General features: G+C 64.6%; 12 protein-coding genes. 10 read left to right on the forward strand and 2 right to left on the reverse strand.

Annotation, left to right across the window (positions count from 1 at the left end):
• The first annotated feature begins 255 nt into the window (after positions 1 to 255).
• The 3 genes from icd to FRAAU_RS00495 all read left to right on the forward strand — a co-directional run bounded on the left by icd (position 256) and on the right by FRAAU_RS00495 (position 4,521).
• Positions 256 to 1,515: an NADP-dependent isocitrate dehydrogenase gene (icd, locus tag FRAAU_RS00485; protein ID WP_014401605.1), complete on the forward strand. Its 1,260-nt coding sequence runs from the start codon at positions 256 to 258 to the stop codon at positions 1,513 to 1,515.
• Positions 1,516 to 1,576: 61 nt separating this feature from the next.
• On the forward strand, positions 1,577 to 3,319 hold the full coding sequence (gene aceK / locus FRAAU_RS00490) for a bifunctional isocitrate dehydrogenase kinase/phosphatase (protein WP_014401606.1): 1,743 nt from the start codon (positions 1,577 to 1,579) through the stop codon (positions 3,317 to 3,319).
• 56 nt (positions 3,320 to 3,375) lie between these two features.
• A complete protein-coding gene (locus FRAAU_RS00495) occupies positions 3,376 to 4,521 on the forward strand; it encodes a TraB/GumN family protein (protein WP_014401607.1) in 1,146 nt (381 codons plus the stop codon).
• On the opposite strand, the gene FRAAU_RS00500 is transcribed toward FRAAU_RS00495, so the two are convergent.
• Positions 4,515 to 5,462 (reverse strand): aldo/keto reductase, encoded by a 948-nt coding sequence (locus FRAAU_RS00500; protein WP_014401608.1) that lies wholly within the window; start codon positions 5,460 to 5,462, stop codon positions 4,515 to 4,517. The two genes, FRAAU_RS00495 and FRAAU_RS00500, sit on opposite strands and share 7 nt — an antisense overlap.
• 337 nt (positions 5,463 to 5,799) lie before the next feature.
• Between FRAAU_RS00500 and FRAAU_RS00505 the strand changes: the two genes are divergently transcribed.
• The 3 genes from FRAAU_RS00505 to FRAAU_RS00515 all read left to right on the forward strand — a co-directional run bounded on the left by FRAAU_RS00505 (position 5,800) and on the right by FRAAU_RS00515 (position 8,153).
• Positions 5,800 to 6,705 (forward strand): LysR substrate-binding domain-containing protein, encoded by a 906-nt coding sequence (locus FRAAU_RS00505; protein WP_014401609.1) that lies wholly within the window; start codon positions 5,800 to 5,802, stop codon positions 6,703 to 6,705.
• Positions 6,706 to 6,945: 240 nt separating this feature from the next.
• Entirely contained in the window at positions 6,946 to 7,608 is a 663-nt protein-coding gene (locus FRAAU_RS00510; protein ID WP_014401610.1) for an NYN domain-containing protein, read from the forward strand.
• Positions 7,609 to 7,619: 11 nt separating this feature from the next.
• Complete coding sequence (locus FRAAU_RS00515) at positions 7,620 to 8,153, forward strand: pseudouridine synthase (protein WP_014401611.1); 534 nt, start codon at positions 7,620 to 7,622, stop codon at positions 8,151 to 8,153.
• Between the two features lie 366 nt (positions 8,154 to 8,519).
• On the opposite strand, the gene FRAAU_RS00520 is transcribed toward FRAAU_RS00515, so the two are convergent.
• Complete coding sequence (locus FRAAU_RS00520; protein WP_014401612.1) at positions 8,520 to 9,314, reverse strand: TatD family hydrolase; 795 nt, start codon at positions 9,312 to 9,314, stop codon at positions 8,520 to 8,522.
• A 266-nt stretch (positions 9,315 to 9,580) separates the two neighbouring features.
• On the opposite strand from FRAAU_RS00520, the gene gspE reads away from it, so the two are divergent.
• The 4 genes from gspE (at position 9,581) to FRAAU_RS00540 (ending at position 13,536) form a co-directional block, all read left to right on the forward strand.
• Positions 9,581 to 11,272, forward strand: coding sequence for a type II secretion system ATPase GspE (gene gspE, locus FRAAU_RS00525; protein ID WP_156803453.1), 1,692 nt, complete (start codon positions 9,581 to 9,583; stop codon positions 11,270 to 11,272).
• 72 nt (positions 11,273 to 11,344) lie between these two features.
• Complete coding sequence (locus FRAAU_RS00530; protein ID WP_014401614.1) at positions 11,345 to 12,562, forward strand: type II secretion system F family protein; 1,218 nt, start codon at positions 11,345 to 11,347, stop codon at positions 12,560 to 12,562.
• A gap of 18 nt (positions 12,563 to 12,580) precedes the next feature.
• Complete coding sequence (gene gspG, locus FRAAU_RS00535; RefSeq protein WP_014401615.1) at positions 12,581 to 13,030, forward strand: type II secretion system major pseudopilin GspG; 450 nt, start codon at positions 12,581 to 12,583, stop codon at positions 13,028 to 13,030.
• Positions 13,027 to 13,536: a GspH/FimT family pseudopilin gene (locus FRAAU_RS00540; protein ID WP_425598079.1), complete on the forward strand. Its 510-nt coding sequence runs from the start codon at positions 13,027 to 13,029 to the stop codon at positions 13,534 to 13,536. The genes gspG and FRAAU_RS00540 overlap by 4 nt, the downstream gene beginning before the upstream one ends.
• Position 13,537: the final 1 nt, after the last annotated feature.

Raw genomic sequence — 13,537 nt, forward strand, 5'->3', positions numbered from 1 at the left:
TGACATGAATTCCTTCACGGGCTCGTGGTGTGGTGTCAGGGTCAATCGAAAAATTCACATAAGACGTCTAGCACTCTTTACATGCAAGGTATGTGATGATTTTATTCATGAATATTTCAACTTATTGTATTTGATGAGTTATTGCACTGCATCTAGGTTAATGCTGCGCTGCGGGTGACAATGGCGGCCATGCCCGGATCGGACGGGATCGTATCCTGATCCGCTGCCGGTGGCTTTTGCATCCTGGAGATTCGCATGTCCGATCACCGTCTTGTTCCGCCGCCGGAAGGTGCCCGCATCACTTTGCGCGATGGGCAGCTCGAGGTACCTGATCAGCCGATCATCCCCTTTATCGAAGGTGACGGCACCGGGCCGGATATCTGGCGGGCCTCGGTCCGGGTACTGGATGCCGCCGTTGCCAAGAGCTACGGCGGGCGTCGCAAGATCCACTGGCTGGAAGTGCTGGCCGGCGAAAAGGCCTACAACGCCACCGGTGACTGGCTTCCGGCCGAGACGGTGGCAGCCTGCCGTGATTATCTGGTCTCGATCAAGGGGCCGCTGACCACCCCGGTGGGTGGTGGAATCCGTTCGTTGAACGTGGCCCTGCGTCAGCAACTGGACCTGTATACCTGCCTGCGCCCGGTACGCTGGTTCAAGGGTGTGCCCTCGCCGGTCAAGGATCCCAGTCAGATCGACCAGATCATCTTTCGCGAGAATACCGAAGACATCTACGCAGGTATCGAGTTCCAGGAAGGGACCGAGGATGCCCGGCGGTTTGCGGCCTTGCTGCAGGAGCATTTCCCGGAACGCTTTGCCAAGATCCGCTTTCCTGCCACCTCGGGCTTCGGGATCAAGCCGGTATCCCGCGAAGGCACGGAACGGCTGGTGCGGGCCGCCCTGAAATATGCCATCGACAATGACCGAAGCTCGGTCACCCTGGTCCACAAGGGCAACATCATGAAGTTCACCGAGGGTGCCTTCCGTGACTGGGGATATGCGGTGGCCAGCCGGGAATTCGGTGCCAAGGCGCTGGACGGCGGCCCCTGGCAGAGTTTCGAAAACCCCCGCACCGGTCGTCGCATCGTGGTCAAGGACGTCATCGCCGATGCCTTTCTGCAGCAGATCCTGCTGCGCCCGGGCGAATACGACGTGGTGGCCACGCTCAATCTCAATGGCGACTATATTTCCGATGCGCTGGCGGCCGAGGTCGGCGGCATCGGTATCGCCCCAGGCGGCAATATCAATTATGTCACCGGTCATGCGGTATTCGAGGCCACCCACGGCACGGCGCCGAAATATGCCGGTCTTGACAAGGTCAATCCGGGCTCGGTGATCCTGTCCGGCGAATTGCTGCTGCGGCATCTGGGCTGGACCGAGGCCGCGGATGCCATCATCGCCGCTCTGGACAAGGTCATCGCTTCCAGGCAGGTGACCTATGATTTTGCCCGCTTGATGGATGGGGCGACCGAGGTGAAGACCTCGGAGTTCGGTGATCGTCTGATCGCCGCGATGTAGTCCGTTTCGCCGGGCGACCGCGTCGGTCGCCCGGTCCGGTGCCGGAAGGAGACCCGCCGTGATGGACCCGCAGATCCTGCCTGGCCTGCTGGTGGCTGCCGATGCGCGCCCGGCCGCCGCCGCCGCGCTGGTGCTGGACGCTTTCGAAGATTACAACGCCCGTTTTTCGGATATCACCCGCCGGGCGAGACGGCATTTCGAACGTCGTGACTGGCGCCAGTCGGCTGCCGATATGCAGGCCAGAATCCGGCTTTACGATGAATGCATCCGCGAGACCCAGGGGCGCCTGGATTCCTTGCTGGATGACGGTCTCCGTTCGCGGGCCTTGTGGGCCGGCATGCGGCTGGAATACGCCGCACGGTTGCAGGACAAACTGGATGCCGAGCTCTACAAGACCTGGTTCAGCACCCTGTCGCGCCGCAACTTCCACACCCGCGGGGTGGATGAACTGGTGGAGTATGTCGCGCTTGAACGCGAAGCCGTCGATGCGGCCACACCTTTGCCTCCGCTGCACAGCTACGTCGTGCACGGCGATATCGCCCGGACCTTCCACGTGTTGCTGGATGATTTCCGGCCCGCATGTGGCTATGCCGATATCGCCCGGGCGGTCGACCTGCTGGCGACGGCATTCCGGCAACGGCTGCTGGATCACCTTGGTGCGGTGATTCAGCTGGATATGCTGACTGCCGTGTTTTATCGCGACCGTCGCGCCTATCTGGTGGGGCGCCATGTAAGCCTGCAGGGCAGTGCGCCGCTGGTGCTGGTGCTGGCACAGAGTCCGCAGGGCGTGGTGGTGGATGCGCTGCTGACCGAAATGGCGGACATCTCCGCTCTGTTCGATTATTCGCACAGCTATTTCCATGCCGATATCGCACCGGTCGGTTCGGTGGTCGCCTTCATGCATGTACTGCTGCCGCGCAAGCCGCTGGAGGAGCTGTATACCGTGCTGGGTCGTGCCAAGCAGGGCAAGACCGAGCGCTATCGCCGGTTGTTCCAGCATTTCCGGCAGCATCCCGGCGATCGGCTGGTCCATGCCGAGGGCAAGCGCGGCATGGTGATGCTGGTGCTGACACCGATCCGGCTGCCAGTGGTGATCAAGCTGATACGCGACCGTTTCGTGTGGCCCAAGGACATGAAGCGGCGGGATGTCGAGGAAAAGTATCGCCTGGTGATGCTGCACGACCGGGTGGGGCGTCTGGTCGATGCCCAGGAATTCCGGCAACTGCGGCTGGCCAGGGCCTGCTTTCCGGACGAGCTCCTGACCGAGCTGATGGCCGAATGCGGAAGCTCGGTCAGCGAGGAGGGCGATGACATCGTGATCAGCCACTGCTATATCCAGCGTCGTCTGCGGCCGCTGGACCTGTATCTGCGCGAAGTCGAGCCCGAGGCGGCGCGGCGGGCCGTGCTCGACTACGGCCAGGCCATCAAGGACCTCGCCGGCAGCCGCCTGTTCCCCGGCGACATGTTGTTGAAGAACTTCGGGGTATCGCGGGCCGGGCGGGCCATTTTCTACGATTATGACGAAGTCTGCGCGCTGGACGATTGCCATTTCAGAGCCTTGCCGCCGGCCCGGCCCGGCGAGGAGATGCTGCCGCTGGAGGACCGGGTGTATGCCGCGCCGGGCGATGTCTTTCCCGAGATGTTCATCCATTTCATGGGGGTCGGGGCGGAGTTGCGCCGCCTGTTGGGCGAGGCCCATCCCGAATTGTTCGATCCGGCGTGGTGGCAGGGGCTACAGGCGCGTCTTCGAAGTGGCGAATATGTCGATGTGCCTCCGTATCCACGGCGGGCCAGGCTGCTCTGAAGGCGATCCGTCCCGGACTGCTTTATAGTGCTTCGATGGACAGTGAAGGCTTGAACATGGGCAGGATCGGAACCCGGGGGGCGTGGTGGCGCGGCGGCTTGATGGCATGTCTGGCCGTCACGGTCGCCAGCGCGCTGCCGCTGTCGGCGCAGACGCCGACGCCTGCGGTCAGTCGCCAGAGCGCGGCGACCCTGGTACCGATCCAGGTCACCGGCACCCAGTCAGGGCCCGGGCTGTGGCGTGTCAGCAAACCCGGTCATGTGCTGTGGATCCTCGGGACGACCTCGCCGCTGCCGCAGCACATGCAGTGGCAGTCGCAGGAAGTGGCCTCGGCCCTGGCCCGGTCGCAGGTGCTGCTGGACCCGCCCGGGGTGAAGATGAAGCTGGATACCGGCTTTTTCGGCAAGCTATGGCTGCTGCCCAGCCTGATCGGCGTGCGCAACAATCCCGACGGGCAGACTCTGCGCGATGTGGTGGCGCCACAGGACTATGCGCGCTGGCAGATCCTGAAGTCCCGCTATCTGGGGGATTCGGACAAGGTCGAGCGCTGGCGGCCGCTGTTCGCCGCCTACCAGCTGTATCGCAAGGCCCTGGCCGCGCATGGCCTGGACAACTCGGGCGGCGTGCTGGCCGAGATCCGCCGTCTGGCGCTGGCCGATCACCTGCAGCGTCTGCCGACCAAGACCCTGGTGCTGATCGAGCAGCCGCGCCATCTGGTGAAGACCTTCAAGCGCAGCGACCTGGATGACCGGCAGTGTTTCGCGCAAACTCTGGCCAATCTGGATGTCGACATGCAGACCTTGCGGCAGCGCGCCGGGGCCTGGGCAGCGGGTGATATCGAGGGTTTGCAGGCCGCCTACGCCCATGACGAACGGGTGACCTGCATGGACGTGATCAGCGAGGCCGGATTTCTGAAGCAGCAAGGCCTGGATGATCTGCCCGCGCGCCAGCGACAGCATTGGCTGCAGGTGACCCGGGATGCGCTGGAGCATCATGCCGGTGTATTCGCGACGCTGCCGATGGACCTGCTGCTGGCCAGCCCATCGCCTTATCTTGAGGGATTGCGGGCGGCCGGTTATCGGATCGAGGCACCCGATGCGGCGGAGCCTGCGCCCGCCAGCCCGCCACCACCGCCGCGAACGGCTCCAACCGGAGCCGTCCCGGCGGGGGCTCCGGCCCGTTCCGGCAGCGTGGCTCAGTAGGCGGAGGCGAGGTCCAGCGCCTCGATATCGCCGTCGTCGAGCTGCAGCCGCGTCGCGGCCAGCAGATCGTCCAGCTGGTCGATCGAGGTGGCGCTGGCGATCGGTGCGGTCAGGCCGGGGCGGGCAATCAGCCAGGCCAGCGCGACCTGGGCCGGACTGGCCTGGTGGCGCGAAGCGACCTGATCCAGCGCGGCCAGAACCTGCAGGCCACGCGTATCGAGATATTTCCTGACCCCTTCGCCGCGGGCGGCGCTCTTGGCGAGATCGGCCTCGCTGCGATATTTGCCGCTGAGAAAGCCGCTGGCCAGCGAGTAGTAGCTGATCACCCCGATGTCCTCCCGGCGTATCAGGGGCTCCAGCTCCGCCTCATAGCCTTGGCGATCCACCAGATTGTATTCGGGCTGCAGGCTTTCATAGCGGGGCAGGCGGTGCTCGGCCGATACCTTGAGCGCCTCCGCGAGGCGATCGGCACGGTAGTTGGAGGCGCCGATCACGCGGACCTTGCCCTCCTCGATCAGCCGGGAAAAGGCACCGAGGGTGTCATGCAGGGGCACCCCGGCATCGTCCTCATGGGCCTGGTAGAGATCGATATGGTCGGTCTGCAGGCGCTGCAGCGAGGCTTCGACCGCCGCCCGGATATTGATCGGCGACAGGCCGGGGTGGCGATCCCATTTCGCCACCTTGGTGGCGATCAGCACCTGCTGCCGCTTGCCGCTCTGCCTGAGCCAGCGCCCGATGATGGTTTCCGACTCGCCGCCCTGGTTGCCGGGCACCCAGGCCGAATAGACGTCGGCGGTATCGATCAGATTGAAGCCGGCATCGACGAAGGCATCGAGCAGGGCGAAGGAGCGTGCCTCGTCGGCACTCCAGCCAAACACGTTGCCGCCGAACACCAGGGGGGCGATCTCAAGGTCGGATCGACCGAGTCTGCGCAAAGACATCAGAAAACTCCCGGATCAACAAGGTTTGCCTATGCTTGGCCTGATTGATGCGGGAATCAAGTCAAGGACGGCATGGTCAGGCTCGGGCGGCGGCCTGAGCCACCCGTGCCGCCGTTGACGCGGCCGTGGCCCGGCAGGCGGCGGGACTTTGGACTCGGTCCGCAGCAGCGTCCGCGCTGTTTCGGCATGCGTGATGTGGCCATGCATGAACAGCCATTCCGTCCAGGGCGAAGGCATCGGTGGCACCTTGTCAAAGGCTTGAGGTGAAATCAAGATAGGTCGAGAAATGACCTTGTTCCATCGCAATTTATGACAGGCAGACTTGAGAAATTTTTGAATGTCACGACTTCCGCTCAGCCAGTTGCATTATTTCGTCCAGGTGGCTGGCTTCGGCAATCTGTCCAGAGCGGCTGCGGCGGCCCATATCACGGTCAGCGCGCTCAGCCATCAGGTCCGCCAGCTGGAGCAGCGTCTGGGTCGGCAGCTGTTTGAACGGGGGCCGCGGGGCATGGAACTGACGCGTGACGGGCAGCGTTTGCTGGACGCGGTCGGCGATCATGTCGTCGACATCGAGCGGGCCTTGCTCGACTACCAATGCCGGCATGATCTGCGGGTCAGCCTGACGGCCATTCCCGGCATGCTGACCGGCTGGCTGGTTCCCCGGCTGGCGGGGCTGGTGCGTCTGCATCCGGAGTTGCAGCTGGATCTGTCCTCGACCGATGCCGTGGTCGATTTTGACCGTGAGTCGATGGATCTTGGCTTGCGCTATGGTCTGGGCAGCTGGCCGGGCGTCATCAGCGAGCGGTTGTTCGGCGAGTGGATCATTCCGGTCGCGGCTCCAGCGCTGTTGCAGGCCCGTCAGCTCGATCCGCAGCGGCCGGAAACATGGCCGTTGCTGGGCGACAGCGCGGACAAGTGGCGATACTGGTTCGAGCAGACCGGAGCCACGCCTGCGACCCGCTATGTAGCTGAATTCGACAATGTCGACAGTCTGCAGCGTGCGGCAGTGGAGGGTATCGGAGTGGCACTGGGCCGGATGGTGATGGCCCAGCCGCTGATTGATGCGGGTTTGCTGCAGGTGATCGGGTCGGTCTATCTGCAGATTCCGGAATCGTATCACCTGGTCTATCCGCCGCGCTCCCTGCAGCATGAGGGCGTGCGCAAATTCCGGGACTGGCTGTCTGGCGAGGCCGCATTGCATGAAGCCCATACGCAGCGACGGGTCGGGACAGGCATCGACTAGACCCAAACGCTGCAACATGGCGAGCGGCAGGTTAGACTAGCTGGCAACATGCACGTTATCAGGCGGTCAGCGGGGCGCATGGACGGATCCGCAAACAAGATCGCCCTGCCTCGGCAAGCAGGTGCCGTACCCGGTTCGCGCTATTACGCAGGCCGGTATATCCAGGCCGGATGGTCGCTGCCCTGATGGCAACGATGAACGACATCCGGATATTTGTTCCGACATTCATAAGGTCTGTTTATGCACAGCACAGCCATCCTTTTCGATGGGGCTTTTTTTCTGGCGCGTTACCGCAAGGTGTGGGGCGAGCGTGATGCCAGCGATGCCCGTACGGTCGCCAAGACCGTCTTCGGCATGGCGCTTGAGCACCTCAAGACCCTGGACCGTCCGCGGGACGCGCTGTATCGCATCTACTTCTATGACTGCCCGCCGCTGGAAAAATCCTTCACCAAGCCGGTCAGTGGTGATTCCATCGACTTCGGCCGTACCGGTGCCGCGTCATTCCGGCGCGAGCTGCATGACCAGCTGCGGCGTCAGCGCAAGCTGGCACTGCGACTGGGCCGGTTGGCCGAGCGCGGGGAATGGCAGTTGCGCCGTCACAGCTATCAGCTGCTCAATGAGGGCCAGTTGAACTGGGACGAACTCGGTGACGAGCACTTCGAGCCTGACATGCACCAGACCCAGGTCGATATGGAGATCGGCATCGACATCGCCACCCTTGCCTACAAGAAGCTGGTGGACCAGATCGTGCTGGTAGCGGGGGATGCCGATTTCATTCCGGCAGCCAAGCTGGCCCGGCATGAGGGCATCGACTTCATCCTTGATCCGATGTGGCAAGGTATCGCTCCTGATCTGCATGAGCATATCGACGGCCTGCAGTCGGTCTGCCCGCGGCCATTCTGAGGCGAAGGCTCATGTTGCTGGCTCTCAACAAGCCGTTCGGTGTGCTGTGCCAGTTCACCGACGATCAGGGGCGTCCAACCCTGGCCGACCATGTGATTCAAAAAGGCGTCTATCCGGCTGGACGTCTTGATATGGACAGCGAAGGCTTTCTGCTGCTGACCGACGACGGTCCGCTGGCACACCGTTTGACGGATCCTAGGCACAAGCAGCCCAAAATCTATCTGGCCCAGGTCGAAGGGGCGCCGGACCTGCTGCAGTTGCAGGCACTGCGGGCTGGTCCGCTCCTGAAGGACGGACCGACCCTGCCGATCAGCGCCGAGCTGGTGACCGAGCCGGAGTGGTTGTGGCCACGCGATCCGCCGGTCCGCTTCCGCAAGTCGATTCCTACTGCCTGGTTGCGATTGACCCTGCGCGAGGGCCGCAACCGTCAGGTCCGGAGGATGACAGCCGCGGTGGGGCTGCCGACCTTGCGCCTGGTGCGTGAGCGGGTCGGTGACTGGTCACTGGATGGCCTGGCCCCCGGCGAGATCCGCCGGTTGGATTAAGGGGCTCGTGCCCGGCCCGCACGGGCTGAGGGCTCGCCTCGCCATCGGCCTGCAGGCTCTGAGGCAAAGCCCGGATCCAGCCCGCGGGGGATCTTCATCAACCCCGTATATCTGCATCTGGTTTTGCGCATCCCATGGATCCCGTGAGGACGGGGCAGCCCCTGGCGAGATTTTTCGAGGCACCTGCGCCAACTCTCCAGGCAAGGAGCCTCGACTTTCATCGATAAACGACGGCTGGGCGTGCCAGCGGCGACAAGTCATGGACTCCGCCGTTGTACCAGGCGTCCCGCTCTTTTCGTCCCTCGGCATCCGCCTTGGCTGCAGGCCACCGGGTTGAAAGTCAGTTCCGGCGACTGGCCTCAGGCTTCAGCGTGCCGGCAGACCGAAAAAAGCCTGTGCGGTGGCCGTTGTCGCCGCGGCGACCTGTTCCGGGCTTTCGCCACGGGCCATGGCCACGGCCTCGCATATATGCGGAAGATGCATCGGTTCGTTGCGATTGTGCTTCGGTCGTGGCCGGATCGAGCGTGGCAGCAGATAGGGCGCATCGGTTTCGATCATCAGACGGTCCGCAGGAATCCGGCGGACCAGCTCGGCCAGATGGGTACCCCTGCGCTCGTCGCAGAGCCAGCCGGTGATGCCGATATGGCAGTCCAGATCCAGATAGTCATCCAGCGCGGCGGCCTGATCGGTGAAGCAGTGCACCACCACTGCGGACAGCCGGTCGCGGTAGCGGCGCAGGATCCCGATGAAATCCCGGTGGGCATCGCGCTGGTGCAGAAACACCGGCTTGCCGCACTCCACGGCGATCTGCAGCTGGCTTTCGAAAGCATGGGCCTGCTGGGCGAGCGTGGAGAAATTGCGGTAATAGTCCAGACCGGTCTCGCCGACGGCCCGGACCTGTGTCTGGCCAGCCAGCTGTCGCAACACCGCATCAGTGGCCGCATCGTAGTCCACCGCATGGTGCGGATGCACGCCGGCGGTCGCATACAGCTCGCCCGGATGGGCCTGCGCCAGTTGAAGGGCTGCCTCGCTGCCTGCGCGCGAGGCGCCGGTGACCAGCAGCGTCTGCACGCCGGCCTGGCGGGCGCGGTCCAGAACCTGGTCCAGGTCATGCTGGAAGGATTCGTGAGTGAGATTGGCGCCGATATCGATAAGTTGCATGCAAGGGCCGCAATGGAACGTGGCCCGTCATTGTCGCAAAGCACAACGAGAGGGAACACCCCGCCGACCCTGAGTCCGTATCACGCGTTCACATATCCCATGAAGTCGGCTGTGGAATCATCGGGCCGATGGTGGCGGGAGTCGAGGGAGGGCCAAGCATGTCTTCTGTCAGCCCGGGTCGGAGCGATGCGGCGTCCATGGCTGTCCCCGGCGTTGCAAGCCTGTCATCGGCTGCTCCGGCGAAGCTTGCCGCTGCGGTGGCCGGCATGGACCATGCGGCGGTGGAGGCGGTCTGCCAGTGGTTGCTGCAACGGGAGTGTCTGAAGCCGCTGGATCTGCAGCGGGCCCGGCGCCTGCTGCAGCCGACCGACGGCAGCCTGACCGGCTTGCTGGTACGCCTCGGCATGGTTTCTGAACGGGACGTGGCCGAGGCCTGGGCCGAGCAGCTGGGAGTACCGCTGCTGGTCGCCGCCAGCGTGGCCGAGCTGCCTCCGCCGTCGCTGGAGCTTTCGCCGCGATTCCTGAAGTTCCAGCAGGCCGTGCCGATTCAATGCGCTGATGGCCAGTTGGCGGTGGCGCTGGCTGATCCGGCCGATCGCTATCCGCTGCATGCCATCGCCTTGGCCGCGGGTCGCCCGGTGGCCTTGTGGGTGGGCCTGCGTTCGGAGATCGAGGCATTGATCGAGCGGGGCTACGGCAGTGGTCGTTCGGCGATGGGAACCATCGTCGAGCATCTCGACGAGGCAGGGCACGCCGAAGATGATGTCGAGCATCTGCGGGATCTCGCTTCCGAAGCGCCCGTGATCAGGCTGGTCAATCTGTTGCTGCAGCGTGCGGTCGAACAACGGGCCTCGGATGTCCATATCGAGCCCTATGATGCCACGTTGAAAGTACGCTACCGGATCGACGGCGTGCTTCACGACGTGGAGTCGCCTCCGGCCAGTTCGACCGCGGCGGTGATCAGCCGGATCAAGATCATGGCCAGAATGAACATCGCCGAGCGTCGCCTGCCGCAGGATGGCCGCATCGTGCTGAGGGTCCAGGGCCGCGAGCTGGACGTGCGGGTCTCCACGGTGCCCACCGGGTTCGGCGAGTCGGTGGTGATGCGCCTGCTGGACCGGCAGTCGGTGGTGCTGGATTTTGCCCATCTTGGATTTGATGCCGACTTCGAGGCACGTCTGCTGGAGGTGCTGAAGCGACCGCACGGCATCGTTCTGGCGACCGGACCCACCGGCTCGGGCAAGACCACCACTTTGTATACGGCACTGGCCGGACTCAATACCGACGAGGTGAAGATCATCACGGTCGAGGACCCGGTGGAATACCAGTTGAAAGGCATCAACCAGATTCAGGTCAAACCGCAGATCGGCCTGGATTTCGCCACTGCGCTGCGCTCCATCCTGCGTCAGGATCCCGACATTCTGATGGTCGGTGAGATGCGCGATCTGGAGACCTGCCGCATCGCGATCCAGTCCGCCCTCACCGGGCACCGGGTATTGTCCACCCTGCATACCAATCACGCGGCCGGTGGCATCACCCGCTTGCTGGACATGGGCGTCGAGGATTATCTGCTGGCCTCGACGGTCAATGCCTTGCTGGCGCAGCGGCTGGTGCGCCGACTGGATCCCGAGCTGGCGATTCCCTACCAGCCCTCTTCGGAACTGATCGAGCGCTTTGAGCTGGATCGTCATGCGGCGGGCGCTCCGCTGCAGTTGTGGCGGCCCGGCAGCAGTGCTGCCAATCCGACCGGTTTTCGGGGCCGTTGCGCCATTGTCGAGCTGCTGGTGATGGAGGCGCCGATCCAGCGACTGGTGATGCAGCATGCCGGTGAACAACAGCTTGAGGCGGCCGCCAGGTCTGCCGGCATGCGGACCATGTATGAAGACGGCATCGGCAAGGCTTTGCGGGGTCTGACAACCCTTGAGGAGGTGCTTCGTGTCACTCATATGGCCGCCTGACCGTCCATCCTTATCTTTCCGTTCCGTGCCCGCCTTGCGTCATGGCCGGGGGGCGTGGCGGGTGGTCATCCGATGAGCCGGTTCAGTTATTCGGCACTGAGCCAGCAGGGCGAGGCTCTGCAGGGTTGGCTGGAGGCGGCCAGCGAAGCCGAGGTGGTCCACCGGCTGCAGGAGCAGGGCCATATTCCTCTGGCAGCCGTCATCGCCGAACCTGGGGCAGGGGCGGGCCTGTGGCAGCGCCTGCGGCGGCGGCATGAGTTGTCCGGAGCACAGATGCTGCTGTTCACCCAGCAACTGGCAACCCTGCTGGCGGCGGGCCAGCCACTGGACCGGGCCTTGGGGGTCTTGATCGAGCTGCGTGACGAGCGGGGCGGCCGGCGGCTCATCGAGCGGCTGCGCGTGCGGGTGCGCGGCGGTGAGCCGCTGTCGTTGGCGCTGGATGCTGAAAACGGAGTGTTTTCCCGTCTCTATGTCAGTCTGGTGCGGGCCGGCGAGGCCGGCGGTTCACTCGATGACAGTCTGCAACGTCTGGCCGGTTATCTGGAGCGATCCCAGACGCTGCGAGGGGACATCATCAATGCCTTGATCTACCCGGCGTTTCTGCTGGCCGGCGTGCTGGGCTCGCTGATCCTGCTGCTGTCCTGGGTCGTCCCGCAGTTCGTGCCGATCTTCGCCGACATGCAGGTACCGATTCCCTGGATCACTCGCCTGATCCTGGGGCTGGGGACGGCGCTGCGCGAGCTGGGCTGGCTGCTGCCGCCGATACTGATCGCGGCCCTGTTCGGCTGGCGGCACCGGATGCGCCAGCCCGGGCAGCGCCGTCGCTGGCATGCCTGGTGGCTGGGCCTGCGCGGCATCGGTCCCTTGTCCCTGAAGCTGGAGACGGCACGTCTCAGCCGCAGCCTGGGCGCCTTGCTGCATCATGGCGTGCCGTTGCTGGCCGGCTTGCAGGTGGCGGCCGGCGTCACGGCGAATCTGGCGCTGGCCGCGGCCCTGCAGCAAGTCATCGAAACGGTGCGCGATGGCGGCCGGTTGGGCACGGCGCTGGCCCAGACCGGACTGTTCCCGCCGCTGGCGGTGCAGATGGTGCAGGTCGGCGAAGAGGCCGGCCAACTGGATCGCCTGCTGCTGCAGGTCGCCGATACCTTCGATACCGAATCACGCCGCAGCATCGACCGGTTGCTGTCGGCGCTGGTGCCGACCCTGACCCTGGTCATGACCGTGCTGGTGGCCATCATCATGGCTGCCATCCTGTTGCCTCTGCTCAGCCTGACCAGCCATATCCAGTGACCCGTCCGGGAGTTGAACATGTTCCATTCACGCGGTTCCGACCTCCTGCATCCGCCTCGTGCCGGTCGGCCGGCGGCAGCCGGCTTCACCTTGCTGGAAATGCTGGCGGTGATCGTGCTGATCGGCATCGTCGGCACCGTGGTGGTGAGCCAGGTCGGACGCAATGTCGACAAGGGCAAGTACGGGGCGGGCAAGGCCCAGCTGGCGACGCTGGCCCAGGACGTCGAGGCCTATGCGCTGGACAACGGCAGCCCGCCGGCACAACTGCAGGACCTGCTGCAGCGCCCCCAGGGGGCGGTGAACTGGCAGGGGCCGTACGCCAGAGCCGGGGCCTTGCGTGATCCCTGGGGGCATGCGTTCGGCTACGCGTATCCGGGCGAGCATGGCAGTTACGATCTGGTCTTCTATGGCCAGGATGGCCAGCCCGGTGGCGAGGGATACAGCGCCGATGTCGGCAACTGGCAGTGAGTCCGCGGCCACCCTGCGGCGCGACCTGCAAAGGCCGCGACGATCTCCGGCGTCCGGCGTCCGGCTTCAGCCTGCTGGAGATGCTTTGCGTGGTATTGCTGATCGGGGTGATGGCAACGATGACGGCCGTTTCCGTGCAGCGCGGTCTGGGTGGCGCCCGTGCCCAGTCGGCGGCGGGGGAGCTGGCGGCAGCGCTGCGGCGGGCGCGGCTGCAAGCCGTGGTCGGTGGCCGGATCACCGATTTCCGGCTGGATCCGGCGCGCGCCAGCTATCGCATCGGCGACGCGGTCCCGGTGGTTCTGTCCGGGGACTTGCATCTTGGCATGCGCTATGCGCGAGAGGCCGTCGAGCCTGCGGCGACCGAAGCCGGCGGCATCCGTTTTTTCCCGGACGGCAGTTCCAGCGGCGGACGGGTCACCCTGCGGCAAGGCCGCCGGCAGTGGCGACTCGATGTTTCCTGGTTGACCGGTGCGGTCGCCATCAGTACCGCGACGGTGGAGCCATGAC

The sequence above is a fragment of the Frateuria aurantia DSM 6220 genome (assembly GCF_000242255.2).
Lineage (GTDB): Bacteria > Pseudomonadota > Gammaproteobacteria > Xanthomonadales > Rhodanobacteraceae > Frateuria > Frateuria aurantia.